23 protein-coding genes and 1 tRNA gene are annotated in these 25,357 nt (G+C 71.9%); 14 read left to right on the plus strand and 10 right to left on the minus strand.

The features are described 5' to 3' along the window. The first annotated feature begins 191 nt into the window (after positions 1 to 191). The 6 genes from eno to AB0E77_RS06920 all read left to right on the plus strand — a co-directional run bounded on the left by eno (position 192) and on the right by AB0E77_RS06920 (position 6,957). Positions 192 to 1,472, plus strand: coding sequence for a phosphopyruvate hydratase (eno, locus tag AB0E77_RS06895; RefSeq protein WP_225637847.1), 1,281 nt, complete (start codon positions 192 to 194; stop codon positions 1,470 to 1,472). A 98-nt stretch (positions 1,473 to 1,570) separates the two neighbouring features. Then, positions 1,571 to 2,053, plus strand: coding sequence for a septum formation initiator family protein (locus AB0E77_RS06900; RefSeq protein WP_361566583.1), 483 nt, complete (start codon positions 1,571 to 1,573; stop codon positions 2,051 to 2,053). Between the two features lie 29 nt (positions 2,054 to 2,082). Continuing rightward, complete coding sequence (locus tag AB0E77_RS06905; protein WP_361566586.1) at positions 2,083 to 2,622, plus strand: DUF501 domain-containing protein; 540 nt, start codon at positions 2,083 to 2,085, stop codon at positions 2,620 to 2,622. Next, positions 2,619 to 3,560 (plus strand): Ppx/GppA phosphatase family protein, encoded by a 942-nt coding sequence (locus AB0E77_RS06910; RefSeq protein ID WP_361566589.1) that lies wholly within the window; start codon positions 2,619 to 2,621, stop codon positions 3,558 to 3,560. The genes AB0E77_RS06905 and AB0E77_RS06910 overlap by 4 nt, the downstream gene beginning before the upstream one ends. A 430-nt stretch (positions 3,561 to 3,990) precedes the next feature. Beyond that, positions 3,991 to 5,382 carry an NAD(P)/FAD-dependent oxidoreductase gene (locus tag AB0E77_RS06915; protein WP_361566592.1) on the plus strand — a complete coding sequence of 464 codons (1,392 nt, stop codon included), beginning with the start codon at positions 3,991 to 3,993 and terminating at the stop codon, positions 5,380 to 5,382. Between the two features lie 273 nt (positions 5,383 to 5,655). Beyond that, positions 5,656 to 6,957, plus strand: coding sequence for a class I SAM-dependent methyltransferase (locus AB0E77_RS06920; RefSeq protein ID WP_361566595.1), 1,302 nt, complete (start codon positions 5,656 to 5,658; stop codon positions 6,955 to 6,957). Positions 6,958 to 7,030: 73 nt separating this feature from the next. Here AB0E77_RS06920 and AB0E77_RS06925 read toward each other — a convergent pair whose 3' ends face one another. After that, positions 7,031 to 9,562 (minus strand): FtsX-like permease family protein, encoded by a 2,532-nt coding sequence (locus AB0E77_RS06925; RefSeq protein WP_361566598.1) that lies wholly within the window; start codon positions 9,560 to 9,562, stop codon positions 7,031 to 7,033. 44 nt (positions 9,563 to 9,606) lie between these two features. Then, positions 9,607 to 10,377 (minus strand): ABC transporter ATP-binding protein, encoded by a 771-nt coding sequence (locus tag AB0E77_RS06930; protein ID WP_361566601.1) that lies wholly within the window; start codon positions 10,375 to 10,377, stop codon positions 9,607 to 9,609. Between the two features lie 428 nt (positions 10,378 to 10,805). On the opposite strand from AB0E77_RS06930, the gene AB0E77_RS06935 reads away from it, so the two are divergent. The 3 genes from AB0E77_RS06935 to AB0E77_RS06945 all read left to right on the plus strand — a co-directional run bounded on the left by AB0E77_RS06935 (position 10,806) and on the right by AB0E77_RS06945 (position 13,301). Further along, positions 10,806 to 10,889, plus strand: a tRNA-Leu gene (locus AB0E77_RS06935). A gap of 158 nt (positions 10,890 to 11,047) precedes the next feature. Then, a complete protein-coding gene (locus tag AB0E77_RS06940; RefSeq protein ID WP_361566702.1) occupies positions 11,048 to 12,256 on the plus strand; it encodes a 4-hydroxybenzoate 3-monooxygenase in 1,209 nt (402 codons plus the stop codon). Between the two features lie 133 nt (positions 12,257 to 12,389). Beyond that, positions 12,390 to 13,301 (plus strand): Bax inhibitor-1/YccA family protein, encoded by a 912-nt coding sequence (locus tag AB0E77_RS06945; protein WP_361566604.1) that lies wholly within the window; start codon positions 12,390 to 12,392, stop codon positions 13,299 to 13,301. A gap of 109 nt (positions 13,302 to 13,410) precedes the next feature. Here AB0E77_RS06945 and AB0E77_RS06950 read toward each other — a convergent pair whose 3' ends face one another. Then, a complete protein-coding gene (locus AB0E77_RS06950; protein WP_161162754.1) occupies positions 13,411 to 13,641 on the minus strand; it encodes a DUF4287 domain-containing protein in 231 nt (76 codons plus the stop codon). A 103-nt stretch (positions 13,642 to 13,744) separates the two neighbouring features. Here AB0E77_RS06950 and AB0E77_RS06955 point away from each other — a divergent pair, with 103 nt between their 5' ends. Beyond that, positions 13,745 to 14,056 (plus strand): hypothetical protein, encoded by a 312-nt coding sequence (locus AB0E77_RS06955; protein ID WP_361566606.1) that lies wholly within the window; start codon positions 13,745 to 13,747, stop codon positions 14,054 to 14,056. Positions 14,057 to 14,078: 22 nt separating this feature from the next. Here the strand turns inward: AB0E77_RS06955 and AB0E77_RS06960 are convergent, their stop codons facing one another. The 3 genes from AB0E77_RS06960 to AB0E77_RS06970 all read right to left on the minus strand — a co-directional run bounded on the left by AB0E77_RS06960 (position 14,079) and on the right by AB0E77_RS06970 (position 17,645). Then, positions 14,079 to 14,861, minus strand: coding sequence for a hypothetical protein (locus AB0E77_RS06960; protein WP_361566609.1), 783 nt, complete (start codon positions 14,859 to 14,861; stop codon positions 14,079 to 14,081). Positions 14,862 to 15,151: 290 nt separating this feature from the next. After that, entirely contained in the window at positions 15,152 to 16,372 is a 1,221-nt protein-coding gene (locus tag AB0E77_RS06965; RefSeq protein ID WP_361566612.1) for an acetyl-CoA C-acetyltransferase, read from the minus strand. A gap of 247 nt (positions 16,373 to 16,619) precedes the next feature. Continuing rightward, a complete protein-coding gene (locus tag AB0E77_RS06970; RefSeq protein WP_361566615.1) occupies positions 16,620 to 17,645 on the minus strand; it encodes an SGNH/GDSL hydrolase family protein in 1,026 nt (341 codons plus the stop codon). Between the two features lie 168 nt (positions 17,646 to 17,813). Between AB0E77_RS06970 and AB0E77_RS06975 the strand changes: the two genes are divergently transcribed. Next, a complete protein-coding gene (locus AB0E77_RS06975; RefSeq protein WP_361566617.1) occupies positions 17,814 to 19,202 on the plus strand; it encodes a cystathionine beta-synthase in 1,389 nt (462 codons plus the stop codon). A 336-nt stretch (positions 19,203 to 19,538) separates the two neighbouring features. Here the strand turns inward: AB0E77_RS06975 and AB0E77_RS06980 are convergent, their stop codons facing one another. The 3 genes from AB0E77_RS06980 to AB0E77_RS06990 form a co-directional block, all read right to left on the minus strand. Next, positions 19,539 to 19,964 carry a hypothetical protein gene (locus tag AB0E77_RS06980; protein ID WP_361566705.1) on the minus strand — a complete coding sequence of 142 codons (426 nt, stop codon included), beginning with the start codon at positions 19,962 to 19,964 and terminating at the stop codon, positions 19,539 to 19,541. 163 nt (positions 19,965 to 20,127) lie between these two features. Further along, positions 20,128 to 20,619, minus strand: a complete 492-nt coding sequence (locus AB0E77_RS06985; RefSeq protein WP_361566620.1) for a hypothetical protein — start codon at positions 20,617 to 20,619, stop codon at positions 20,128 to 20,130. Then, entirely contained in the window at positions 20,616 to 21,182 is a 567-nt protein-coding gene (locus AB0E77_RS06990; RefSeq protein ID WP_361566623.1) for an RNA polymerase sigma factor, read from the minus strand. Before AB0E77_RS06990 ends, AB0E77_RS06985 begins: the two co-directional genes overlap by 4 nt. A 548-nt stretch (positions 21,183 to 21,730) precedes the next feature. Here AB0E77_RS06990 and AB0E77_RS06995 point away from each other — a divergent pair. Continuing rightward, positions 21,731 to 22,270 carry an RNA polymerase sigma factor gene (locus AB0E77_RS06995; RefSeq protein WP_361566626.1) on the plus strand — a complete coding sequence of 180 codons (540 nt, stop codon included), beginning with the start codon at positions 21,731 to 21,733 and terminating at the stop codon, positions 22,268 to 22,270. Between the two features lie 22 nt (positions 22,271 to 22,292). Here the strand turns inward: AB0E77_RS06995 and AB0E77_RS07000 are convergent, their stop codons facing one another. Then, positions 22,293 to 22,775, minus strand: a complete 483-nt coding sequence (locus AB0E77_RS07000) for a hypothetical protein (RefSeq protein ID WP_361566628.1) — start codon at positions 22,773 to 22,775, stop codon at positions 22,293 to 22,295. Between the two features lie 353 nt (positions 22,776 to 23,128). Between AB0E77_RS07000 and AB0E77_RS07005 the strand changes: the two genes are divergently transcribed. Together AB0E77_RS07005 and AB0E77_RS07010 are read left to right on the plus strand one after the other, a co-directional pair. Continuing rightward, the gene (locus AB0E77_RS07005) at positions 23,129 to 23,725 is read left to right on the plus strand and encodes a 4'-phosphopantetheinyl transferase superfamily protein (RefSeq protein ID WP_361566631.1); all 597 of its coding nucleotides are present in this window, start codon (positions 23,129 to 23,131) and stop codon (positions 23,723 to 23,725) included. A gap of 86 nt (positions 23,726 to 23,811) precedes the next feature. Beyond that, positions 23,812 to 25,074: a 3-deoxy-7-phosphoheptulonate synthase gene (locus tag AB0E77_RS07010; RefSeq protein WP_361566633.1), complete on the plus strand. Its 1,263-nt coding sequence runs from the start codon at positions 23,812 to 23,814 to the stop codon at positions 25,072 to 25,074. The last annotated feature ends 283 nt before the right edge of the window (positions 25,075 to 25,357 follow it).

Raw genomic sequence — 25,357 nt, forward strand, 5'->3', positions numbered from 1 at the left:
GGCCGGGAGGCCACCGAGTTTCCGTGAACGGTCTTTGTTCCGTTCGGAAACAATTTACTCTCGGTTCTGTCCATGGGGTGGGCGACCGGCTGGCCGATCGCCCGGAGCCGGTTAGGCTCGTCCCGCAGAGCCGCTGCGGTCCTCGCGGACCCGCGTCACACCGAAGCGTCACATTGAAGAAGGAGATGCTCGTGCCGTCCATCGACGTCGTCGTAGCCCGGGAAATCCTGGACTCCCGAGGCAACCCCACGGTCGAGGTCGAGGTCGGCCTCGACGACGGCAGCACGGGGCGTGCCGCCGTTCCGTCCGGCGCCTCCACCGGTGCCTTCGAGGCCATCGAGCTCCGTGACGGCGACCCCAACCGCTACCAGGGCAAGGGCGTCGAGAAGGCCGTCCTCGCCGTCATCGAGCAGATCGGCCCGGAGCTGGTCGGTTACGACGCCACCGAGCAGCGTCTGATCGACCAGGCCATGTTCGACCTGGACGCCACCGACAACAAGGGCTCGCTCGGCGCCAACGCCATCCTCGGCGTCTCCCTCGCCGTCGCCCACGCCGCCTCCGAGGCCAGCGACCTGCCGCTCTTCCGCTACCTGGGCGGTCCGAACGCGCACCTGCTGCCGGTGCCGATGATGAACATCCTGAACGGCGGCTCGCACGCCGACTCCAACGTGGACATCCAGGAGTTCATGATCGCCCCGATCGGCGCGGAGTCCTTCTCCGAGGCGCTGCGCTGGGGCACCGAGGTCTACCACACCCTCAAGAAGGTGCTGAAGGGCAAGGGCCTGGCCACCGGTCTGGGCGACGAGGGCGGCTTCGCCCCGAACCTCGGCTCCAACCGCGAGGCCCTCGACCTCATCCTCGAGGCCATCAAGGAGGCCGGCTACACCCCGGGCGAGCAGATCGCGCTCGCGCTGGACGTCGCCGCGTCCGAGTTCTACAAGGACGGCTCCTACACCTTCGAGGGCAAGGAGCGCTCGGCCGCCGAGATGACCGAGTACTACGCCGAGCTGGTCGAGGCGTACCCGCTGGTCTCCATCGAGGACCCGCTGTTCGAGGACGACTGGGAGGGCTGGAAGACCATCACCGACAAGCTCGGTGACAAGGTCCAGCTCGTCGGCGACGACCTGTTCGTCACCAACCCGGAGCGCCTGGCCCGCGGCATCGAGGACGGCGCCGCCAACGCGCTCCTCGTCAAGGTCAACCAGATCGGTTCGCTGACCGAGACCCTGGACGCCGTGGAGCTGGCCCAGCGCAACGGCTTCAAGTGCATGATGTCCCACCGCTCCGGCGAGACCGAGGACGTCACCATCGCCGACCTGGCCGTCGCCACCAACTGCGGCCAGATCAAGACCGGCGCCCCGGCCCGCTCCGAGCGCGTCGCCAAGTACAACCAGCTGCTGCGCATCGAGGAGATCCTCGACGACGCCGCGGTGTACGCCGGCCGCAGCGCGTTCCCGCGCTTCAAGGGCTGACCCTCACCTCGTAAGAGGCAGCGTCGTACGTACGTCCCCGTACCCGGTCCCGTACCGTGTGCGGGGACGTACGCGCGTGCACGGGAGGCGGAGACCAGATGGCCGTGAAGGACCGGGACCGTTTCTCCACCGCGACCAGGATCCGGATCATCGGCGAACAGACCGCTGCCCGGGTCTACCGCTCGCAGACCAGGCGCCAGGCCCGCCGCTCCCGGCTGACCGGCCGTGCGGCGCTGCTCGCGATGGTGCTGTGCTCGCTCGTGGTGGCGCTCGCCTACCCGATACGGCAGTACGTCGCCCAGCGCGCGGAGATCGCCGACCTGCGTGAGGAGCAGGCGCGGACCCGCCAGCGGGTCGAGGACCTGCGCGACCTCAAGGCGCGCTGGCAGGACGACGCGTACGCCGAACAGCAGATCCGCCTGCGGCTGCACTACGTGATGCCGGGGGAGACGGGCTTCACCGTCGTCGACCCGCACGTGGCCGCGCCGTCGCGCACCGACGTGGGGGCGGCCGACCGTCCCTGGTACCGGAACGTGTGGGACGGGGTCGACAAGGCCGACGCCGCCGCCCACCGGCAGTGACTCAACAGGAAGACCAGCAGAAGACAGTCATGCAGACTCCCCCGCCGACCACCGAGCGCACCGAGCCCACCGACGCGGACGTGGCGGCCTTCAAGCAGCAGCTCGGGCGCCCTCCGCGCGGCCTGCGCGCCATCGCGCACCGCTGCCCCTGCGGACAGCCGGACGTCGTGGAGACGGCGCCGCGGCTGCCCGACGGCACGCCGTTCCCCACGCTGTACTACCTGACGTGCCCGAAGGCGGCCTCCGCGATCGGCACGCTGGAGGCGAACGGTGTGATGAAGGAGATGACCGAGCGTCTCGCCGCCGACCCGGAGCTGGCCGACGCCTACCGGGCCGCGCACGAGGACTACATCAGGCGCCGCGACGAGATCGAGGAGCTGACCGGCTTCCCGAGTGCGGGCGGCATGCCGGACCGGGTGAAGTGCCTGCACGTGCTGGTCGCCCACTCGCTGGCGGCCGGGCCCGGCGTCAACCCGCTGGGCGACGAGGCGATCGCGATGCTGCCGGAGTGGTGGCGCAAGGGGCCGTGCGTGACGGTCTCCGAGACCTGTGGGGAGGACGGCAAGTGACCCGTGTCGCCGCCATCGACTGCGGTACGAACTCGATCCGGCTGCTGGTGGCCGATGTGGACCCGGCGACGGGCGAGCTGACCGAGCTGGACCGGCGCATGACCATCGTGCGGCTGGGCCAGGGCGTCGACCGCACCGGGCGGCTGGCGCCCGAGGCGCTGGAGCGGACGTTCACCGCCTGCCGGGAGTACGCCGCGATCATCAAGGAGCACGGCGCGGAGCGGCTGCGCTTCGTGGCGACCTCGGCCTCCCGGGACGCGGAGAACCGGGACGAGTTCGTGCGCGGGGTGCTGGACATCCTCGGCGTGGAGCCGGAGGTCATCTCGGGCGACCAGGAGGCCGAGCTCTCCTTCACCGGCGCCACCAAGGAGCTGACCGGCCGCGCCGACCTCGGCAGGCCCTACCTGGTCGTGGACATCGGCGGCGGTTCGACCGAGTTCGTGGTCGGCGACGACCACATGCGCGCCGCCCGCTCGGTGGACGTCGGCTGCGTCCGGATGACGGAGCGGCACCTGGTCCGCGAGGGCGCGGTGACCGACCCGCCCTCCGAGGAGCAGATCGCGTCCATACGGGCCGACATCGAGGCGGGCCTGGACCTCGCCGAGCAGACGGTGCCGCTGCGCGAGGCGCGCACGCTGGTCGGCCTGGCCGGCTCCGTGACGACGGTGTCGGCGATCGCGCAGGGGCTGCCGGAGTACGACTCGGCCGCCATCCACCACTCGCGGGTCTCCCTGGAACGGGTCCGCGAGATCACCGACTGGCTGCTGCGCTCCACCCACGCCGAGCGCGCCGCGGCGCCCTCGATCCACGCGGGCCGGGTGGACGTGATCGGGGCCGGGGCGCTGGTGCTGTTGTCGATCATGGAGCGGACGGGCGCGGAGGAGGTCGTCGTGAGCGAGCACGACATCCTCGACGGCCTCGCGTGGTCGGTGGCGTAGCCGGTTCCCGGTGGCCCTCTGAGCAGGCCGGACGACGTTTGAGCGGGTCCGGGGGCCTCGTGAGGGGCCCCCGGCGACATCTCGTCGGGAAACTTCGTGAAGTTCTTCACAAGGAATCGGCTCCCGCCGGGCGGTCAAAGGGCGCCGGTTGACCCTTTTGGGGGTTCAACCGCCCTTTGAACGTGTTCAGTCCGGTGCTGCGGGGACCCTCGGGAAGGGGCCTTCCGGAGCCTCGCCGGGAGCTGGTCCACCCCCTTTGGCGGTGCGGATCGGCAGCTCACGCGGCATTGACAACGGGATGCCCTACACGCTGGTTCCTTCGCCCGCCATGATCTCCGTCACGTGGGCGGCGGATGGTAGCACAGCCTCCACCGAAGCTTGTGAAGGGGCGCACGAACCACCCCCCTGGGACGGGTGGATACTCGATGCCATGAGCACCACGGAGCGTCCCAGGATCCTCGTAGTAGGCGGTGGGTACGTAGGCCTGTACGCAGCTCGACGCATCCAGAAGAAGATGCGTTACGGCGAGGCGACCGTCACCGTCGTCGACCCGCGGTCGTACATGACCTACCAGCCCTTCCTCCCCGAAGCCGCCGCCGGCAGCATCTCCCCGCGGCACGTCGTCGTCCCCCTCAGGCGCGTGCTTCCGAAGGCGGAGGTCCTCACCGGCCGGGTCACCACCATCGACCAGGACCGCAAGGTCGCCACGATCGCCCCCCTCGTGGGCGAGGCGTACGAGCTGCCCTTCGACTACCTGGTCATCGCCATGGGCGCGGTCTCCCGCACCTTCCCGATCCCCGGCCTCGCCGAGCAGGGCATCGGCATGAAGGGCATCGAGGAGTCCATCGGCCTGCGCAACCACGTCCTGGAGCAGCTCGACAAGGCCGACTCCACCACCGACGAGGAGATCCGCCGCAAGGCGCTCACCTTCGTCTTCGTCGGCGGCGGCTTCGCCGGCGCGGAGACCATCGGTGAGGTCGAGGACATGGCCCGGGACGCGGCCAAGTACTACAAGAACGTGTCCCGCGAGGACATGCGCTTCATCCTGGTCGACGCCGCCGACAAGATCCTCCCCGAGGTCGGCCCCAAGCTCGGCCAGTACGGCAAGGAGCACCTGGAGAGCCGCGGCGTGGAGATCTACCTCTCCACCTCGATGGACTCCTGCGTCGACGGCCACGTCGTGCTGAAGAACGGCCTCGAGGTCGACTCCAACACCATCGTGTGGACGGCGGGCGTCAAGCCCAACCCGGCCCTGTCCCGCTTCGGCCTCCCCCTCGGCCCCCGCGGCCACGTCGACTGCGAGCCGACGCTCCAGGTCAAGGGCACCGACTACATCTGGGCCGCGGGCGACAACGCCCAGGTCCCGGACCTCGTCGGCCGCAAGGCGGGCAACGAGAACGCCTGGTGCCCGCCGAACGCCCAGCACGCGCTGCGCCAGGCCAAGGTCCTCGGCGACAACGTGGTCTCCGGCATGCGGGGCTTCCCGCAGAAGGACTACAGCCACGCCAACAAGGGCGCGGTGGCGGGCCTCGGCCTGCACAAGGGCGTGGCGATGATCGTCATGGGCAAGATGAAGATCAAGCTCAAGGGACGTCTCGCCTGGTACATGCACCGCGGCTACCACGGCCTGGCGATGCCGACCTGGAACCGCAAGATCCGTGTCTTCGCGGACTGGACGCTCGCCATGTTCCTCAAGCGCGAGGTCGTCTCCCTCGGCGCCATCGAGACTCCGCGCGAGGAGTTCTACGAGGCCGCCAAGCCGGCCCCGGCCGCGCCGAAGGCCGAGAAGCCGGCGGAGAGGACCGAGGCCAAGGCCTCCTGACCCCCGGTCACCTCGCCGGACCCCGGCACCCCCGAAGGGGCCGCCCGCCATCCGTGGTGCGGGCGGCCCCTTCGGCGTCCGCGGACGGGCGGCGGCTGCCGTGGCGGGCGGTCCCTTCGGCGCCCGTCCGCGGGGAGCCGGACGGTCGACAGATAGATGGCCTCTGCATGCGTTTTTGCCGGACCGTGACTCCGTGGCGGGACTGCGATGCGGCCCCCCAGGTGTTTACGTGGTGACAGGACATTCCGGGAACGCTTGTCACGGAGGTACGCCATGGCTGATGCCGCGCTGCGGCTGCAGAACCTCTTCGAACAGTTGCTGGGGGCGCCGCTCCCGGTGCGCGTTCGCGCCTGGGACGGTTCGCAGGCGGGCCCGCCGGGTGCGCCGACGCTCGTCGTCCGGCACCGCAGGGCACTGCGCCGTCTGCTGTTCAAGCCGGGCGAGCTGGGACTGGTCCGGGCCTGGGTGGCCGGGGACCTCGAGGTCGAGGGCGACCTCTACGCCGTCCTCGAGCTGCTCGCCGGGCTCGTCTGGGAGCGCGGGGAGGACGCGCGGGGGCTCGGCGAGGCTCTCCGTGACCCCGAAGTGCGGGCCGCCGTCCGCGGGCTGGTGAAGCTGGCCGGTCCGCCGCTGCCGCCCCCGCCGCCGCCGGAGGAGGTCCGCAGGGCCCGCCGCCACCTGCACACCAAGCGCAGCGACCGGCGCGCCATCAGCCACCACTACGACGTCGGCAACGACTTCTACGAACTCGTCCTCGGACCCTCCATGGTGTACTCCTGTGCCTACTGGTCCGCCCCCGAGGCGGAGGGCGGCACCCTGGAGGACGCCCAGCGCGACAAGCTCGAACTCGTCAGCCGCAAGCTGGGTCTGAGGCCGGGTCAGCGTCTGCTCGACGTCGGCTGCGGCTGGGGGTCCATGGCCGTCCACGCGGCCCGTGAGCACGGTGTGAGCGTCGTCGGTGTGACGCTGTCGCAGGAGCAGGCCGCCTACGCGCGCAAGCGGGTCGCCGACGAGGGGCTCACCGACCGGGTGGAGATCCGCGTCCAGGACTACCGGGACGTCACCGACGGGCCGTACGACGCGATCTCGTCCATCGGCATGGCCGAGCACGTCGGCGCCGAGCGGTATCTCGAGTACGCCGGGCATCTGTTCACGCTGCTCAAGCCAGGCGGCAGGCTGCTGAACCACCAGATCGCCCGCCGTCCTCAGGAGGACGAGACGTCCTACTCCGTGGACGAGTTCATCGACGCCTACGTCTTCCCCGACGGCGAACTCGCCCCCATCGGCACCACCGTCACCCAGCTGGAGCGCGCCGGTTTCGAGGTGCGCGACGTCGAGTCGATCCGCGAGCACTACGCGCTCACCCTGCGCCGCTGGGTCGCCAACCTGGAGTCGGAGTGGGACGCGGCCACCCGGCTCGTCACCCCCGGCCGGGCGCGCGTCTGGCGCCTGTACATGGCCGCCTCCGCGCTGTCCTTCGAGCGCAACCGCATCGGCGTCAACCAGGTCCTCGCCGTCCGTACGCCGAATTCCGGCGCCTCCGGGATGCCCCTGCGCGCCCGCACCTGGAACTGAGCCCGGCGGGCCCGCCGGACGTGTGAGGGCCCCGCTCCCACCCGGGAACGGGGCCCTCACCCGCGCGTGGCGGCTACTCCGCCTTGATCGCGTTCAGCATGTTCAGCCGGGCGGCGTTGCGGGCCGGCCACATCGCGGCCAGGACGCCCACCAGAGCGGCCAGCACCAGGAAGATCCCGATCCGGTCCCAGGGCAGGACCAGTTCGTACCCCGGGATGCTGTCCGCGAGGGTCTCGCCGATCGCCCAGCCGAGGAACGTGCCGAGGCCGATGCCGACCACCGCGCCGAACACGGAGATCACGACGGCCTCCAGCCGGACCATGCGCTTCACCCGGCGCCGGTCCAGACCGATCGCGCGCAGCATGCCGATCTCCTGCTGCCGCTCGAAGACGGACATCGCGAGGGTGTTGACGACGCCGAGCACCGCGATGATCAGGGCCATCGCCAGCAGGCCGTACATGACGTTCAGCAGGGTGTTGATGGCGCCGCCGAACTCGTCCCGGATGTCCTGCCGGTCCATCACGGTGATCGCGGGGTTGTCGCCCAGCGCGTCGACGAGGACCTTCTCGTTCGCCGCGGTCCGGCCGCCGTCGGTCTTCACGAAGATCTGCCGGATGGACGGCTTCGCCTCGTGCCGGTCCACGACCCCCCGGTCGATGAGGACGGGGGAGAGGAACTCGCTGTCCTTGTAGACGGCGCCCACCGTCAGCGTGGCCTTCTCGTCGTCGTCGAAGGTGACGGGGACGGTGTCGCCGGTCTTCCAGCCCCTGCTCTGCGCCGTCTTCTCGGCGACCGCGATCCGCCCCTGGGCGAGCGAGCCCGCGCTGCCGCTGACGACGTCGACGGTCAGGACCTTCTCGATGTCGCCCGGCGTGACCGCCGAGGCGGACACGTAGTCGCCGTCGAGGCGGAAGTAGGCGGCCTGCTGCGGCGAGACCGCGGACACGCCCTCGGCCTTCTCCAGCGCCGTCAGCGCGGACCGGTCGAGGTCGCCGCCGTTGGCCATGGAGACCATGTAGTCGGCCCTGATGTTGTCCGTGGTCATCTTGTCGATGGCCTTGCCGACCGTGATGCCGAGCACCGACAGGCCGGTCACCAGCGTCAGTCCGATCGCCAGCGCCGAGGCGGTGGCGCCGGTGCGGCGCGGGTTGCGGACCGCGTTCTGGCCGGCCAGCTTGCCCGCCACCCCGAAGGGGCCGACGAGGAGCGGACGGACGAGTGCGATCACCGGCCGGGACAGCAGCGGGATCAGGACGATCACGCCGATCAGCGCGAGGAACGCGCCCGCGCCGATGTACATCCGGCCGTCGTCGCCGCCGGCCGAGGCACCCGCCACGATCGCCGCCGCCCCGAGGGCGGTGACGGCGGCGCCGATGGAGTTGCGCACCACCAGCGACTTGGTGGTGGCCACCGCGTGGACGCTGTTCATGGCCGCCACCGGCGGGATCTTCGCGGCCCGGCGGCCGGGCAGCCAGGCGGCGAACACCGTGATCAGCACGCCCACCGCGAACGCCGCGACCACCGGCGTGGCGGACAGGACCAGCGGACCGGCCGGCATCTTCATGTCGAACGCGGCCATGCCGGAGCGCAGTGCGACGGCCAGGCCGACGCCGAGGGCGAAACCGACGGCCGATGCGACCAGCCCCACCAGCGCGGCCTCGGCGAGCACGGAGCGGGTGATCTGCCTGCGGGACGCGCCGACGGCGCGCATCAGGGCGATCTCCTTGGTGCGCTGGGCGACCAGCATCGTGAACGTGTTGGAGATCAGGAAGATGCCGACGAAGAGCGCGATGCCCGCGAAGCCGAGCAGGACCTGCTTGAGGTTGCCCATGCCCTGTTCGATCTGGTCGGCCTGCTCGTCCGCGAGCGCCTTGCCGGTCCGGGCCTCGGCCGTGTCGGGCAGCAGCGGTTCGACCGCCGTCAGGATCCGCGCGTCGTCGGCGCCGGGGGCGGCGGCGACGGTGGCGCTCTCGAAGTAGCCGGGCCGCAGGTACTGCTTCTGGGCGACGGCGGTGTCGAAGAGGACGAGGCTGCCGCCCGCGTTGACGGCGCCGTCCTCGGTGGTGAAGACACCGCTGAGGGTGTACTCCTTCACCGGGCCGTTGGTCGCGACGCGCACCCGGTCGCCGACCTCGTACTCGCCCTTGGCGGCGGACTCCTCGTCCAGGGCGATCTGGTCGTCCCGCACCGGGCCGGAGCCGTCGGTGAACGTGTACGCGGTGTCCTTGCCGTCCTTGCCGGGCGCGAAGTTCGAGCCCTTGTTGGACCAGCCGACGCCGATCAGCTTCCCGTCGGGATCGGCGACGCCGGCGAAGCCCTCGACGCGGCCGTACACCCCGGCGACGCCGTCCACGGCGGCGATCCGCTCGAGGACCTTGCCGGAGAGGCCGGGCTCCTCCTTGGGGTTGTCCGGGTCGGCGTGCGAGGTGACGGCGACGGCGACGTCGTCGTAGCTCTTCGCGGACTGGTTGCGGAAGGCGTTGGAGAGGGTGTCGGCGAAGACCAGGGTGCCGGACACGAACGCCACGCCGAGCATCACGGCGAGCACGGTCATCAACAGCCTGGCCTTGTGCGCGAAGACGTTGCGCAAGGCGGTTCGGAACATGGGTCTTCTCTGTCCAGACGTACGGGGGGAGGCGGGTGGGGGCGTCAGCTGGTGCGGCCCTTGGCGTCGAACCGCTTCATGCGGTCGAGCACCGAGTCGGCCGTCGGCCCGTGCACCTCGTCGACGATGCGTCCGTCCGCGAGGAAGACCACCCGGTCTGCGTAGGCGGCGGCCACCGGGTCGTGGGTCACCATCACCACCGTCTGGCCCATCTCGCGCACCGAGTTGCGCAGGAAGCCCAGCACCTCGGCGCCCGAGCGGGAGTCGAGGTTGCCGGTCGGCTCGTCACCGAAGATGATCTCCGGCCGGGAGGCCAGCGCGCGGGCCACGGCGACGCGCTGCTGCTGGCCGCCGGAGAGCTGGGCGGGGCGGTGGCCGAGGCGCCCGGAGAGCCCGACCATCTGGATCACCGAGTCCAGCCACTGCTTGTCCGGCTTGCGGCCCGCGATGTCCATCGGGAGGGTGATGTTCTCCAGCGCGGTGAGCGTGGGCAGCAGGTTGAACGCCTGGAAGATGAAGCCGATCTTGTCCCGGCGCAGCTTGGTCAGCTGCTTGTCCTTCAGGGAGCCGAGTTCGGTGTCGCCGATGCGCACCGAGCCGGAGGAGAAGGTGTCCAGACCCGCGACGCAGTGCATCAGCGTGGACTTGCCGGAGCCGGAGGGGCCCATGATCGCGGTGAACTCGGCCTGCCGGAAGTCGACGGAGACCCGGTCGAGGGCGACCACCTGGGTCTCGCCCTGGCCGTAGATCTTGGAAAGCTCCGTGGCGCGCGCGGCCACGGTGGTGGACCGGCCGGCGGTGGGTGCGGTGGTCACGGAAGGGTGCTCCTGTCGGTACAGCGGTGTGCTCGGGGACGTCATCCATCGTCCCGGCCCGGGGCCGCCGTGCAGTCAGCCGCTGTTCCGGTTTCGGGGGGCGACTGTGGTCGGACGGCCGCGGCCGGTGTCATACCTGCGGATGACGGGCGACCCTGACGGGCCCCTCCGGCGGACGCCTCGGACCCCGCTGCCGGAGGCTGACTCGAGAACGGGTCGAGCGTCCTGGTCGAGACGGTGAAATCCCGTCATTCCGCATGCGCGGCCGACCGTCGCACGCAAGGCTGTTGGCAAGTGCGGATGGGCCGCCCGCGGAGCTGATGCACCCTCAGGCGCCAATAAAATAAGACAACATCGGGCCCGCCCGCCCGCTTCCGCGGGAGCGTGTCCCGATAGGGTCGAGGTACTTGACGCGGTGCCCATGGCCTGCCCGGATGGTGGAATGCAGACACGGCGAGCTTAAACCTCGCTGCCCCTTCGCGGGCGTGCCGGTTCGAGTCCGGCTCCGGGCACTCACCGCGAAACCCCGTTCTCCCGGCGGCCGGCCGGCGTCCCCGAACCGTTGACAGCGGCGCGTGTGAGCCCGAGACTCGGCGCAGCAGTTGGTGAAGGAATTTTCACCATGCGAACAAGCCTCCGCGGCAACGACGCCAATCGAAGGGAACGACCGATGCGCACCACCGTCGGCATCATCGGGGCCGGCCCCGCCGGACTCCTGCTCGCCCGGCTGCTCCACAACGCCGGGATCGACTCGGTCGTCCTGGAGAGCCGCGACCGCGCCTACGTCGAGCGGCGTCAGCGCGCCGGGATCCTGGAGCAGGGCACGGTGGACGTCCTGCGGGCGGCCGGGGCGGCGGAGCGCATGGACCGGGAGGGGCTGCGCCACGACGGCATCGAGCTGCGCTTCGACAGGCGGCGCCACCGCGTCGACTTCCCGGCACTCACCGGCGGCCGGTCCGTGACGGTCTACGCCCAGACCGAGGTCTGCAAGGACCTCATCGCCCTCCAGCTGAAGGAGGGCGGCCCGCTGCTCTTCGAGGCGGAGGCCCTGGCCGTCGAGGGCGCCGGCACCGACCGGCCGCGCGTCCGCTTCCGGCACGGCGGCACGGACGGTGCGGAGGACGTCCTGGAGTGCGACTACGTCGTCGGCTGCGACGGCTTCTGGGGCGTGGCCCGCCGTGCCGTCCCGGCCGCGCTGAGCCGCACCTTCGAGCGGACGTACCCCTTCGCCTGGCTCGGCATCCTCGCCGACGTCGCCCCGTCCCACGACGAGCTGGTCTACGCCCGCCACGACCGCGGCTTCGCCCTGCTGTCCATGCGCTCCCCGTCCGTCTCCCGCCTCTACCTCCAGGTGCCGGAGGGCACGGACGCCGAGGCGTGGAGCGACGAGGAGATCTGGGCCGAGCTCGAACGCCGCTTCGAGACGGACGACGACTGGCGCCTGGAGCGCGGGCCGATCACCCAGAAGTCCGTCACCCCCATGCGCTCCTACGTCCACGAGCCCATGCGGCACGGCCGCCTCTTCCTGGCCGGCGACGCCGCGCACATCGTGCCGCCCACCGGAGCCAAGGGCCTCAACCTCGCCGTCGGCGACGTCGTCACCTTCGCCCGCGCCCTGACGCACCGTAGGGACACCGGCTCCGACGAACTGCTCGACGCCTACTCCGCCACCTGTCTGCGCCGGGTGTGGCAGGCCGAGCGGTTCTCCTACGACATGACGACGCTGCTGCACCGCGCCCCCGACGCCACGCCCTTCGACGACCGTCTCCAGGTGGCGCGCCTGGACCGGATCGCCTCCTCCCGCGCGGCCGAGACCGACCTGGCCGAGGCCTACACCGGTTTCCCGATCGGCCGAGCGGAGGGCACCGCCCGGCAGTGAGGGGAATCACCGTCGGGCGTAGCGTGTTGCGCGTCAGGACGAGGGAAAGATCCTCCCCAAGCAGTAGGGTCAATCCTTTGCCGTTCTATTACTCTTGAGCCAAGGCTGCGCAGTGTGGCCATGGAGGAGTGAAATGAGGAGCAGAAACCCGGTCTTCTCGCGACGGGGGTTCAGCCGCGACAACGGCTACGCGGGCTTCAACGCCGCGCCGCAGGCCGGGGGTCCCGCCGTCGCCACGCAGGGCAACCCGTACGCGCAGGGCGCCCCGTACGCCCAGCCCGCCGGCAACCCCTACGCGCAGAACCCGTACGCCCAGCAGGGCCAGCAGTTCGGCACGCCGCCGCAGGCGCCGGCGACCACCGGCCGGATGACGATCGACGACGTCGTCGTCCGCACCGGCTCCACGCTCGGTGTCCTGGTCGTCACCGCCGCGCTCGCGTGGGCGCTGCTGCCGGTCGACGACGCCCACATCAGCCGTTCCTACGGCATCGGTATCGGCGCCGCGCTGATCGGCATGGTGCTGGCGTTCGTCCAGTCCTTCAAGCGCAAGGCCTCGCCCGCGCTGATCCTCACCTACGCGGCGTTCGAGGGCGTGTTCCTCGGCGTCGTCTCCAGCGTCGTCGACAACCGCATCGCGGACGGCGCGGCCATGCAGGCCGTGATCGGCACGATGGCGGTCTTCGTCGGTGTGCTCATCGCGTACAAAGCCGGCTGGATCCGCGTGAACCGGCGCTTCTACGGCTTCGTGATGGCCGCCGCGCTCGGCTTCGTCTTCCTGATGATGGTGAACCTGCTGTTCGCCGTCTTCGGCGGCGGTGACGGTCTCGGCTTCCGCAGCGGTGCCCTCGGTGTCGTCTTCGGCGTCATCGGCGTCATCCTCGGCGCCTGCTTCCTCGCCCTCGACTTCAAGCAGGTCGAGGACGGCATCGCCTACGGTGCCCCGCGCGAGGAGGCCTGGTTCGCGGCCTTCGGCCTCACGCTGACGCTGGTGTGGATCTACATGGAGTTCCTGCGGCTCATCTCGATCCTCAACAGCAGCGACTAGCGGCACCGCGACGCCCCGCCCGCCGGAGCGCCGCGTGCACAGGAAGGGGCCCCGGGCACAGTGCCCGGGGCCCCTTCGTCGTCTCAGCAGCGCGGCGGACGGTGCCCGCCTACAGCAGATTGCGCGCGGCCCTCCTCAGGTCGTACTCGTGGACGATGGCCTTCGCGTGGCCGTACGCGAGGTTGTGTTCGTGGCGCAGCCAGCTGACCTTCTCCTCGAAGCGGAAGAGGGCCGGGCCGTCCTCGACGGCGCGCAGCCAGTCGGCGATCTCACGACCGGTGCACTGGGGGATGCGGGCGAGCAGATTGCGGTGGGTCTCCTCGGAGAAGACGTGGGACATCGGCGCCTCCGGACGAAAGGGGATGTAAGCCGGTCCTTCAGGTCACCGTGCCCGAGCGTTCGCCCGTTGGCAACAGTGCCGGAACGCCGCGTACGCTCGCGCCGTGGTTGATACGACGCCTTTGACCCGTGCCGTGGACGACTTCGCCGACCGGCTGCGGGCCGCCCCGCAGAGCAGGCTGCAACGCGGGGCCGCCGCCGAGGCGCTGGAGCTGGCCAGGGAACTGTCCCGGCGCGCCCAGCTGGCGGAGGAACCGGACGCCGAGCCGCGCGAGATGCCGGACGCGGGGATGTTCGCCGCGGCCGACCAGATCGCCGTCGCCGCGCACGACCTGGCCGTCGTCCTCACGGACGCGGCCCAGGTGGAGGAGGCGGTGTGCCTGGTGGAGGAGGCCCGCAAGCGGGCCGGGGTGTGACGTCGTGACGGCGGGGCCGCCCCTAGAGGGACGCGATGACCCGGTCCGCCAGGATGTAGACGTTCTCGTCGCCGCAGGCGAAGGTCAGCGTGTAGGCGCCGGAGATGCCCGAGCCGCCCAGGAGGTACGGCGTCCGGCCCGCGGCCAGGGCGGCGGCCAGTCGCTCCGCGGTCTCGCGGTGCCCCGGCGTCATGCACAGGGTGGTGCCGTCGGCGAAGACGTACACGTCGAGCGTGCCCAGCGGGCCCGGGCGGACGTCCGCCAGCGCGACATGGGAGGCGGCCAGTTCCTCCAGCGTCGCCACGGTGCGCTCGTGGTCGTTCACGGTCGGCGAGGGGTTCGGCACGAAGTCCGGGTGCGAGGGGTGGCGGCGGCGGGCCGCGGCCAGCTCGGCGGACTCCGCGGCCGGCTCGTCGGCGTCGGCGCCCGGCTCGGCCACCGGCTCCAGGCCCACGAGGTCGGCCTGGCGGGGCAGGAAGAGCTCGCTGTCGGACAGGCCGAGCAGCAGGGGGGCGTCGGAGGCGTCGCGGGACTCCTGGGCCGCCCAGAAGGCGCGGGCCTCGGCCAGCTCCCGCTCGCGCTCCTCGGCGAGTGCCTCGGCGACGGCGGCGCGTATCTCCTCGGCGTCGCTGACGGTGCGGGCGGCCGGGATCCGGCTCCGCCGAGCGGCGGCGCGGCTCTCGGTCAGCTCGGTGTGCAGGGCCGCGACCTGGCGGCGCAGCACGAGGACAGCGCGCAGGACGGCGACGCCCACGGCGCCGGTGGCGGCCGTGGTGAGCAGCAGGGCGATCGGCATGGCGCTCACTGACGTACTCCCGGTTCAAAGTCGACCCCCGACTTACTACCTCAGCTTGAAGGCCGGACTAACCATCTGTCAGTGCGTAACGTCACGAAACGGACAGGCCCTACGGCCCCCGGATACCGATGCGGCTGGTCTGACCTGCGGAAACGGGGGTGGCGGGAGAGGTAGGTCACATCCTGGGGGAATTTGAGTCACAAATCGGCCCGGAAACCTGTGCGGACAGGCTCCCGGGCCGAGGGGTGACGCTGGGTCCCCGAAGGGCTACTGACGGTCTTTCGGCAGCTCTCTCCGGTTCAGCTGAGGCGCTCGATGACCATCGCCATGCCCTGGCCGCCGCCGACGCACATGGTCTCCAGGCCGAACTGCTTGTCGTGCCACTGGAGGGAGTTGATCAGCGTGCCGGTGATGCGGGCGCCGGTCATGCCGAAGGGGTGGCCGACGGCGATGGCACCGCCGTTGACGTTCAGCTTCTCCAGCGGGATGCCGAGGTCGCGGTAGGAGGGGATGACCTGCGCGGCGAAGGCCTCGTTGATCTCGACCAGGTCGATGTCGTCGATGGTCAGCCCGGCGCGGGACAGCGCCTGCTTGCTCGCCTCGACCGGGCCGAGGCCCATGATCTCCGGGGAGAGGCCGGAGACGCCGGTGGAGACGATGCGGGCGAGCGGGGTCAGGCCCAGCTCGCGGGCCTTGGTGTCGCTCATGATCACGAGGGCGGCGGCGCCGTCGTTGAGCGGGCAGCAGTTGCCGGCGGTGACCAGGCCGTCGGGGCGGAAGACCGGCTTGAGGCCCTGGACGCCCTCCAGGGTGACGCCGGCGCGCGGGCCGTCGTCCTTGGAGACGACGGTGCCGTCGGGCAGGGTGACCGGGGTGATCTCGCGCTCCCAGAAGCCGTTCTTGATGGCTTCCTCGGCGAGGTTCTGCGAGCGGACGCCGAACTCGTCCATGTCCTGCCGCGTGACGCCCTTCCAGCGGGCGAGGTTCTCGGCGGTCTGGCCCATCGCGATGTACGGGTCGGGGACGAGGCCGTCCTCGCGCGGGTCGTGCCAGGTGGTGCCCTCCTGCTGGGCGACCTCGGCGGTGCGGGCCTCGGCCTCGGCGAAGAGCGGATTGCGGGTGTCCGGCAGGCTGTCGGAGTTGCCCTTGGCGAACCGCGAGACCATCTCGACGCCGGCCGAGATGAAGACGTCGCCCTCGCCGGCCTTGATGGCGTGCAGGGCCATGCGGGAGGTCTGCAGGGACGAGGAGCAGTACCGGGTGATCGTGCAGCCGGGCAGGTGGTCCATGCCCATCTCGACGGCGACGATACGGCCGAGGTTGTTGCCCTGCTCGCCGCCGGGCAGACCGCAGCCGAGCATCAGGTCGTCGATGTCCTTCGGGTCCAGCTCGGGGACCTTGGCGAGAGCCGCCTGGATGATCGTGGCGGCCAGGTCGTCGGGGCGCAGGTCCTTCAGCGAGCCCTTGAAGGCGCGGCCGATGGGGGAGCGGGCGGCTGAGACGATCACGGCTTCGGGCATCACGGCTCCAGTGGCGTCGCGGGGATGAGGCGGCTGGTTGGGAAGTTACCCGGACGTATGGCCTGGGTCACGGGTATGACGGTGTGACATGGACCGCAACTTTCTAAGCGCTTGCTTTTGCCTCCGGCGGTCGGGCGGACACGACGGTGCGGGAGAGCGGGGCGCGGTGGCCGGGTGCGGGCCGTACGGGGCCGGCCGCGCCCGTGCGGCGGAGCCGCACATGTCACAGCCCGCGTCCCTTCGGGCGCTACCTCCGCTGCGCCGACGTGGCCGGTTCCGTCTCCGAGACCCTGCGCCGCCGTCGGCGCTTCAGCAGCGCCCAGGGACCCCGGGGCCCCGTCGGCATCGCCGCCGCGACCTCCGTGCCGGCCTCGTCCGCGGCCTCGGCCGCCGCCCGGGCCACCGGCAGGAAGCCCTCGCGGCGGGCGGCGTCGGGGCGCTCCTCCTCGGCCGGCCACAGCCCGAGGGCCGCGCAGACCGACGGCAGGACCGCCATCGCCGCCGTGGCGTATCCCTCCGCGGAGGGGTGGTAGTTGTCGGGGCCGAACAGCTCCCGCGGGTTCTCGGCGAACTCCGGGCCCAGCAGGTCGCCCAGCGACACCGTGCGCCCACCCTGCTCCACGACGCCGATCGTCTGCGCCGCCGCCAGCTGGCGCGAGGTCCGCCGGGCCAGCCAGCGCAGCGGCTGCGGCACCGGCTCGATCGTGCCGAGGTCCGGACAGGTGCCGACCACCACCTCGGCGCCGGCCGTGCGCAGCCGCCGTACCGCCGTCGACAGATGACGCACCGAGCGGGTGGCCGGCATGCGGTGGGTGACGTCGTTCGCGCCGATCATGATCACGCAGACGTCGGGCATCCGGTCCGGATCGATGAGCACCAGCGCCACCTGCCGGTCCAGGTCGTCCGAGCGGGCCCCCGGCACCGCGACCGAGTGCAGCTCCACCGGCCGTTCGGCCACCGCCGCGAGCCCCGACGCCAGCAGCGCGCCCGGTGTCTGGCCGGCCCGGTGCACGCCCTGGCCGGCGGCCGTCGAGTCACCCAGCATCACCAGCCGCAGCGGCGCGTCGACGGCCGTGGTGAGGGAGCCGCCGTACAGGCCCTCCGCGTTCGGCACCCGGTCGGGCGTGCCGATGCCCACCCGGCGTCTGGCCAGCTGCACCTCCGCCAGCAGCAGACCGACCGCCGCCGCGCCGGCCAGCCCGATCCCGCCGCCGCCGTACGCCGCGCCGGCCGCGATCCGCCGGGCCACCCTCGCCCTCGACATGCTCGTCATACGTCGCCGCCACCTCCATCGAGCCGTACACCCACTGCTTGCCCCGTACGGACGGTCGCCCAATCTCGACGGGGAGTGAACGACCGACACAGGGCATCGGGGGGCCGGCAGGCCATAGGCTGGCGGAACCCATCACGACCACATCTTTTGCGGCATCCGGAGACCACGGTGCAATTCCACGACTCGATGATCAGCCTCGTCGGCGACACCCCGCTGGTACGGCTCAACAACGTGACCAAGGGCATCAGGGCCACCGTCCTGGCCAAGGTGGAGTACTTCAACCCGGGCGGCTCGGTGAAGGACCGCATCGCCCTGCGCATGATCGAGGCCGCCGAGCAGAGCGGCGAGCTGCAGCCCGGTGGCACGATCGTCGAGCCGACCAGCGGCAACACGGGCGTCGGCCTCGCCATCGTGGCCCAGCAGAAGGGCTACAAGTGCATCTTCGTCTGCCCTGACAAGGTGTCCACGGACAAGATCAACGTGCTGCGCGCCTACGGCGCCGAGGTCGTCGTCTGCCCGACGGCGGTCGACCCCGAGCACCCTGACTCCTACTACAACGTCTCCGACCGTCTGGTCCGCGAGACGCCGGGAGCCTGGAAGCCGGACCAGTACTCCAACCCGCACAACCCGCTCTCCCACTACCACTCGACCGGCCCCGAGCTGTGGGAGCAGACGGAGGGGAAGATCACCCACTTCGTGGCCGGCGTCGGCACCGGCGGCACCATCTCCGGCACCGGGCGCTACCTGAAGGAGGTCAGCGACGGCGCGGTGAAGGTGATCGGTGCCGACCCGGAGGGGTCCGTCTACTCCGGCGGCTCCGGGCGCCCGTACCTCGTGGAGGGCGTCGGCGAGGACTTCTGGCCGACCGCCTACGACCGGAACGTCGCGGACGAGATCGTCGCCGTCTCCGACAAGGACTCCTTCCAGATGACCCGCCGCCTCGCCAAGGAGGAGGGCCTGCTGGTGGGCGGCTCCTGCGGCATGGCCGTCGTCGCGGCCCTGGAGGTGGCTTCGCGGCTCGGCGAGGACGACGTGGTCGTCGTCCTGCTGCCGGACAGCGGACGCGGCTACCTCAGCAAGATCTTCAACGACGAGTGGATGGCCGACTACGGCTTCCTCGAGGACGCCGGCCCCAGCGCCCGCGTCGGCGACGTCCTGAACGACAAGGAACACGGCGCCATCCCGTCCCTCGTCCACATGCACCCGGACGAGACCGTCGGTCAGGCCATCGAGGTGCTGCGCGAGTACGGCGTCTCGCAGATGCCGATCGTCAAGCCCGGCGCCGGCCACCCGGACGTGATGGCCGCCGAGGTCGTCGGCTCGGTCGTGGAACGCGAGCTGCTGGACGCCCTGTTCGCCAAGCGCGCCTCGCTGGAGGACCCGCTGGAGAAGCACATGTCCGCCCCGCTGCCGCAGGTCGGCTCGGGTGAGCCGGTCGCCGACCTGATGTCCGTACTGGGCGCCGCCGACGCGGCGATCGTCCTGGTCGAGGGCAAGCCGACGGGTGTGGTGAGCCGTCAGGACCTGCTGGCCTTCCTCGCCAAGGGCGGCAAGTAGGCCGGGAATCCGTACGGGCCCGTGGACTTCGCGGAAGCGGTACGCGCGCGTCACGTCCGCGCAGCACCCGCTTAACACGGGACCGGCACAGTAGTGGGTGTCGGCAGGGCGGTGGGGGTACCTCCCAGGCGTTGAGCACTGGGGGAGGCTCCCTGTCCGGGCCGGCACCGTACGGCGTCGAGGACCTTCCGGAGCGGCTCCCGGACCTCCACGGACGCCATGGACGCGCCACCCCGGCCGTGAGGCCCGGCGCGCGCGTCCCCCGCGGGGACCGTCGTCGTCCCGCCCCCCAGCGACGGGGGTGCGGCGGTCCCCGCGCAGTCTTTCCCGGTGCGCTCAGTCCTCCCAGCGGTCCTCGCGGGCGGCGGCGCCGCGGCGGCCGAAGAGGCCCGGGTTGGTGCGGGCGGCCTGGACGACGTTCACCCCGACGATGCCCGCCCAGGCGGTCAGCAGCCCGGGGAGGTGGGCGACGCCGCCGCCGATCGCGGAGAGCGGGACGGCCAGCACCAACGAGACGATGCCGAAGCCGAAGCGCTCGCCGAAGGAGTCGGTGGTCCGCGGCGACCGGCTGTCCCGGGCCGCCGCCATCTGCTGCTCGGCGAGCTGCCGGCGCACCCGGCGCTCGACCACGCCGTCGATGCGCTGGTCGACCTTCTCCAGGAACGAGTCGACCAGCGCGGACTCGTACTCCTCACCCAGCTCCCTGCGGGTCTGCAGGGTGGCGTCCAGTTCCTTCTTGAGGTCGGTGTCCCGCCCGTCCATTCCGGTCATGGCTCCCACGGTAGGCGGCGGCGACGGTGCCGGCACGGGGGACAGCCCCCGTTTCCGGCGGGGGGTGAGCGGTACGGCGCCGGTGGCGGAGGGAAGCGGCGGACGGGGGGCCGCCGCTTCCGGTACCGTCCGGTGCCGGCCGGCTCCCGGGCGCTCAGCCGGCCTCCCGGGCGGCCCGCCGGAGCCGTGCCCGCCGGGCGGCCCTGTCGATCATCAGGCGGCCCCGGGACCGGCCGAGCGGGCGCAGGGCGGTCTGGAAGGGCGCCGACCAGGGCCGGCGCAGTCCGCCGAGGACCGCGAAGCGCGTGCCCGACCCCTCGGGGACGGCCGCCATGCCGCCGACCACGTGCTCGCTCTGCATCAGGCACCAGCCCGGCTGGAGCAGGACGTCGAAACGGGCGGTGTGCCCGAAGGGCCCCAGAGCCTGGCCGTGGAACCGGTCCCCGCCGCAGGGACGGCACCGGAACTCGCGCAGCGTGGGCAGCAGATGGGGGAGTTCCCGCTCCAGGTCCCCGGCGACGGCCCAGACGTCCGCCGCGGGCAGGTCGACATGGGCCTCCGCGTACATGACGGCGTGCAGTCCCGCGGCCATGACGCGCAGACGCCGGACCGGGTCGAGCTCGGCCGTCGGCCAGTTCGTAGTCATCGCGGCCACGCCTTTCGGAAGCTGTGACGGGCACGGTGGAGCCGGGACTTCATCGTGCCGCAGGAGATGTCGAGGATCCGGCTCGCCGAACGCTCGTCCAGGCCCTCGAGTTCGCGCAGCACCAGGACCGCGCGGTGTTCCGTGGACATGCGGGTGAGCACGTCCTGGATGTCCACCGCCAGCTCCGGGCTGCCCGGCCAGGCGATGTCGTCGAACTCGCACACGGGTGTCTCGCGTTCGGCCCGGCGGGCCACCCGCACCGCCTCGCGCACCGTGATGGTGCGCACCCACGCGTACAGGGCGCGCGGGTCGCGGAGCCGGGGCAGGCCCTGGAAGACCGCGATCAGCGCCTCCTGCACGGCGTCGGCGCTGTGCCCGAGGGCGATCGGCCGGCACAGCCGGCTCACGTACGGGGTGAGCAGGACCAGCAGGTCGTTGAGGGCCATGGCGTCACCGGACTGGGCAGCCCGCACGAGGACGCCTCCCGCGGCCCAGGGGTCCTCCTGAGTGTCCTGCCGCGGGGCAGGGGCCTTGCGCAGGGTGCCCGCTCGGGCTGTGGTCATCTGCCGTTCTCCTCCTTGGGTGGGAGCTTTCGTGGATGAGGAGGAGTGGCGGCGGCCGGGCACTCCCGCCCGTCGCGAACTGGCTGGAATCGGAATCGGCGGACCAGGGAGTGCATGGCCCCCGGCACGCCTCTGTCCAGGTGGGGATGTCCGCCCCGCGGACCGGGGGACCGGTTCACGGGGCGGCATCGGAGATGGCGGTAAGCGAGTGCCGGGCGGAGCGGGCGCCGAGGCACTCTTCGGCATGCGCGCACCGCGAATTCGGTGTGCCGGATTATCGGGACGGTGCGCCAGCGCGGGATCAACCTCCCGGATTTGTGCGCCCGGTGCTAGGGTGGGCGCGATGTGCGGCTATTGAATTAGCCATCCACGGGGGGTCCGTCACACATGGTGCAGTTATTTCTCCGGAAAGCGGTTGTCGGCAAGGACTGTTTGAATTCCCGTCAATACGAGAGGGTTCGTCGTCGTCCGTTCCCGTCGTCCGGTTATTCGGTTGAATCCGGAAATTCCTTCCGCGTTGCCCGCCCGTTCACGGCTACGGCGGGGGCGTGGTGAGCGGGGGCGGGGAAGGGCCCACGGGGCACCGGGATCCGGAGCTGCTGGCCCGTCTGGTCGAGGGGGCGCGGCGCGGGGACGCGCTGGCGATGGACGAACTGCTGGAGATCCTCGCCCCGTTCGTCGGCCGGATCTGCGGTCCGGTGGCCTTGCAGGACGGCCCCGACGCCGCGCAGGAGGCGCTGATCGCGGTGTTCCGCAGAATCCGCCAGCTCAAGGAGCCGGCGGCCCTGTTCGGGTGGGTGCGGGCGATCGCGGTGCGGGAGGCACTGAAGTACGCCAACCAGCGCCGGCGCCAGCCGACCGTGCCGATGGAGTGGGAGGACCCGCCCGTCGCGGGGGACCTGCACCTCGCCTCGGACATCACGGACGCGCTGGGCCGGCTGATGCCGGAGCACCGGGCGGTGCTGATGCTGCGTCATGTCGAGGGGCTGAGCGAACAGGAGGTCTCCGCCCTCCTGGAGATACCCGTGGGGACGGTCAGATCCCGGCTGTTCCGGGCCCGGCGGTCGTTCCGCTCGGCCTGGGGGTAGTGCCTGATCCGAACGGCAGCTTCTAGCGGGCCGCGGCGCGCTCCCCCAGGCGGTCGAGCATCCGCTCGGCCCGCTTCGCCGACCAGGGGGCGCGCAGCCGGTCCAGGGCGCCGCCGCCCGGCAGGCGCAGGGTGCTGAAGAAGGCGAAGCGGCAGCCGTCACCGTCCGGCGTGGCGGCCATGCCGCTGGTCAGCGCGGTGCCCTGCATCAGGCACCAGCCGGGACGCAGGACGACGTCGAAGCGCTCGCGGTAACCGAGAACGCCGACCGCCCGGCCGGACAGCCGGTCGCCCGCGGTCTTCGTGACGGTGAAGGAGCGCAGCCCCGGGACGATCAGCGGGAGTTCGGTTTCGAGGTCGGAGGCGACGGACCAGAGGCGGCCGACCGGCACGTCGAAACGGCGCTCGGCGAAGGCCGGGTGCCGGGCGCCGGACGCGATGATCCTCAGTCGGCGTATCGGGTCGACTTCGGCCAGCGGCCAGTCGTTGTCCACCGAACCGGTCATTGCTGTCGCTCCCTCTTCACGCGTACGTGAGGTGACGTATGTGAGGGAGCGTCGCACTCTCTCCCGGGATGGTCAAGACCTGGAAAAACTTCACGTCATGGGCGTGCGGAGGCCGTCTGGGGAGGTATTTGGCGTGCCGGGGAGTACTTGTGCGCCGGGCGCCCTCCTACCTGTGTGAGAAACCAGGATACCGACCGTCCCGCAGGCCCGGAGAAGGGGTCTTCCGGAATGTCGGCCACCGGTTCTCGCGGATACCGACGACAACGGACGGGGAAGCGAGCATCGTGTATTTCAGTGGGCCGCTCCACAACCTTCACCGCGCATTTTCCAGCAATGGTCCGCGCATTCCGGGCATGGGATTCGGGGTCGCCTCGGCCCACGAGGGACCGCCCGTCGCGGTGACCGACGAGGAGCGCAGCCTGGCACGGACCATGCCACGGGCCCGCCGGAGCGACTTCCTCATCGGGCGGAGCGCCCTGCACCGGGCGGTGCGCGCGGCGGGACTGTCCGCCGGTTCCGTGCTCTGCGACGGGCCCCGCCCCCGGCTGCCCGAGGGGCTCTCCGCGTCGATCAGCCACTCCGGCGGCGTCGCGGTCGCCGTGGCCGGTCCCTCGGTGCGGTTCCGGACGCTCGGCGTCGACCTGGAGATGAGCCGGCTGCCCGTGCGGGCGGCCCACCTGGTGCTGGGCGGTCCCGAACGCCCGCTGCTCGGGCCGCCCCGCACGGCCGCGCGGCGCCTGCTCGCCCTCTACTCCGCGAAGGAGTCCGCCTTCAAGGCCCTCCACCCCTTGGTGGACCCGGCACCCCGGGGGCTGCGGGACGTGCGGCTGGAGCCGGACGGGGCCGGCTATCTCGCCTGGGCCGCGGGCCACCCCCGCACCCGCGTCCACGTGAGCGTCCGACGCCTGCCCGGCCAGGGCGTCCTGTGCTGGGCGCTGCCGCGGGACTGAGGCTCCGGTCCCCGCCTGCGCCCCCACGCCTTCCCCCTTGTCCCACGCTCCTGACCGCATTCCAAGACGACGGAGGCCCTTCCGCCATGCACCCGCCCGCTGTCCTCGCCTCACCCCGCCGCGTGCCCGAGTGGACGCCGTCCGACTGGCGCGCACGCCCGGCCGCCCAGCAGCCCGACTGGCCCGACCCGGGACTGCTGCGCCGGATCCGCGCCCGGCTGGCCGGCGCCGCGCCCCTCGTACGCTCCGACGAGATCCTCGACCTGCGCCGCGCCCTCGCCGAGGCCGCCGCGGGAGAGGCGTTCGTGATGCAACTGGGGGACTGTGCGGAGACCTTCGACGCCCCGGCCTTCGCCGGAGTGGCGGCGCGGGTCGGCCAGCTGCACGGCACCGCCGGCACCGTCCGGGCCGCGCTGGGCCGGCCCGTGATCCCCATCGGCCGGCTGGCCGGGCAGTACGCCAAGCCGCGCTCCTCCCCGACGGAGCAGGCCGGCGGGCTCGTGCTGCCGTCCTTCCGCGGACACCTCGTCAACGATCCGCGCCCCGAGCCCGCGGCGCGCGTCCCCGACGCGATGCGGCTGCTGCGCGGGCACGCGCACGCGCGCGAGGTGCTGGCCCTGCTGCGGGAGCTGGCCGAGTCCGGCATGGCCCTGCCCGGGGCGACGGTCCCCGGGGCCCCGGCGGTGTGGACCAGCCACGAGGCGCTGGTCCTCGACTACGAGGAGCCCCAGGTCCGGCGCGACCCCGTGACCGGAAGCCTGTGCCTGACCTCCGCCCATCTGCCCTGGATCGGCGCGCGCACCGGGGACCCCGACGGGGCGCACGTGCGGTTCCTGTCCGGGGTCGCCAACCCGGTCGGCGTCAAGATCGGCCCCGGCACCGACCGGGCCGGGCTGGCCGCGCTGTGCGCCCGGCTGGACCCGGACCGGGAGCCGGGGCGCCTGGTGCTGATCTCGCGGATGGGGGCCGGCCGGGTGCGCGAGCTGCTTCCGCCGCTGCTGGAGGAGGTGGCGGCCGCGGGACACCGGGTGGTGTGGATGTGCGACCCGATGCACGGCAACACGTATGTGGGCGGCGGCGGTCACAAGACCCGGGACGTGGCGACGGTGGGTGCCGAGATCCGCGGCTTCTTCGCGGCCGTGCGCGCCGCCGGCGCCGTCCCCGGCGGCCTCCACCTCGAGGCCACGCCCGCCGAGGTCACCGAGTGCGTCGGAGGCGGCGCCGGCATCGCCGAGGACGGCCTGCACGAGCGGTACGAGACCGCCTGCGACCCCCGCCTCAACGGTTCCCAGACCGCCGAGATCGCCGCGCTGACCGCACGGCTGTGCGCGGGGGACGACGAGTCCTGAGGCCTGTCCGACAGTCCCCGTCTGCCGTGCGACGCCATGCACGCTCCCCCCGGAGGGGACCCCACTCGCCGCACCGGCCCCAGACCCGGGTACGTCCAGTACGCGGGTCCGGGGCCGGCCCGCCGAGAGCACGCACCTGACGCGCGCGGCCGCCCTTCGGGCGACGACGGGAAGCGTCGGACAGCCCTCAGGGCCTCCGGAGGAGACCTCGTACCCGGCGGGAACCTTTGGCGGGGGCGCCGCCTCCTGACCGACCGAACGAACGAACCGGTCCTCGACCCTC

Source organism: Streptomyces sp. NPDC032940 (assembly GCF_040636935.1).
Lineage (GTDB): Bacteria > Actinomycetota > Actinomycetes > Streptomycetales > Streptomycetaceae > Streptomyces.

Excerpts from the sequence above, each read along its gene's own strand:
- AB0E77_RS06920 (WP_361566595.1), top strand. The coding sequence starts at position 5,656 with ATGGCTGATGCCGCGCTGCGGCTGCAGAACCTCTTCGAACAGTTGCTG.
- AB0E77_RS06905 (WP_361566586.1), top strand. The coding sequence starts at position 2,083 with ATGCAGACTCCCCCGCCGACCACCGAGCGCACCGAGCCCACCGACGCG.
- AB0E77_RS06970 (WP_361566615.1), bottom strand. The coding sequence starts at position 17,645 with ATGACGAGCATGTCGAGGGCGAGGGTGGCCCGGCGGATCGCGGCCGGC.
- AB0E77_RS07000 (WP_361566628.1), bottom strand. The coding sequence starts at position 22,775 with ATGACCGGTTCGGTGGACAACGACTGGCCGCTGGCCGAAGTCGACCCG.
- AB0E77_RS07005 (WP_361566631.1), top strand. The coding sequence starts at position 23,129 with ATGGGATTCGGGGTCGCCTCGGCCCACGAGGGACCGCCCGTCGCGGTG.
- AB0E77_RS06940 (WP_361566702.1), top strand. The coding sequence starts at position 11,048 with ATGCGCACCACCGTCGGCATCATCGGGGCCGGCCCCGCCGGACTCCTG.
- AB0E77_RS07010 (WP_361566633.1), top strand. The coding sequence starts at position 23,812 with ATGCACCCGCCCGCTGTCCTCGCCTCACCCCGCCGCGTGCCCGAGTGG.
- AB0E77_RS06925 (WP_361566598.1), bottom strand. The coding sequence starts at position 9,562 with ATGTTCCGAACCGCCTTGCGCAACGTCTTCGCGCACAAGGCCAGGCTG.
- AB0E77_RS06985 (WP_361566620.1), bottom strand. The coding sequence starts at position 20,619 with ATGACTACGAACTGGCCGACGGCCGAGCTCGACCCGGTCCGGCGTCTG.
- AB0E77_RS06980 (WP_361566705.1), bottom strand. The coding sequence starts at position 19,964 with ATGGACGGGCGGGACACCGACCTCAAGAAGGAACTGGACGCCACCCTG.
- AB0E77_RS06945 (WP_361566604.1), top strand. The coding sequence starts at position 12,390 with ATGAGGAGCAGAAACCCGGTCTTCTCGCGACGGGGGTTCAGCCGCGAC.
- AB0E77_RS06965 (WP_361566612.1), bottom strand. The coding sequence starts at position 16,372 with ATGCCCGAAGCCGTGATCGTCTCAGCCGCCCGCTCCCCCATCGGCCGC.
- AB0E77_RS06900 (WP_361566583.1), top strand. The coding sequence starts at position 1,571 with ATGGCCGTGAAGGACCGGGACCGTTTCTCCACCGCGACCAGGATCCGG.
- AB0E77_RS06915 (WP_361566592.1), top strand. The coding sequence starts at position 3,991 with ATGAGCACCACGGAGCGTCCCAGGATCCTCGTAGTAGGCGGTGGGTAC.
- AB0E77_RS06950 (WP_161162754.1), bottom strand. The coding sequence starts at position 13,641 with ATGTCCCACGTCTTCTCCGAGGAGACCCACCGCAATCTGCTCGCCCGC.
- AB0E77_RS06990 (WP_361566623.1), bottom strand. The coding sequence starts at position 21,182 with ATGACCACAGCCCGAGCGGGCACCCTGCGCAAGGCCCCTGCCCCGCGG.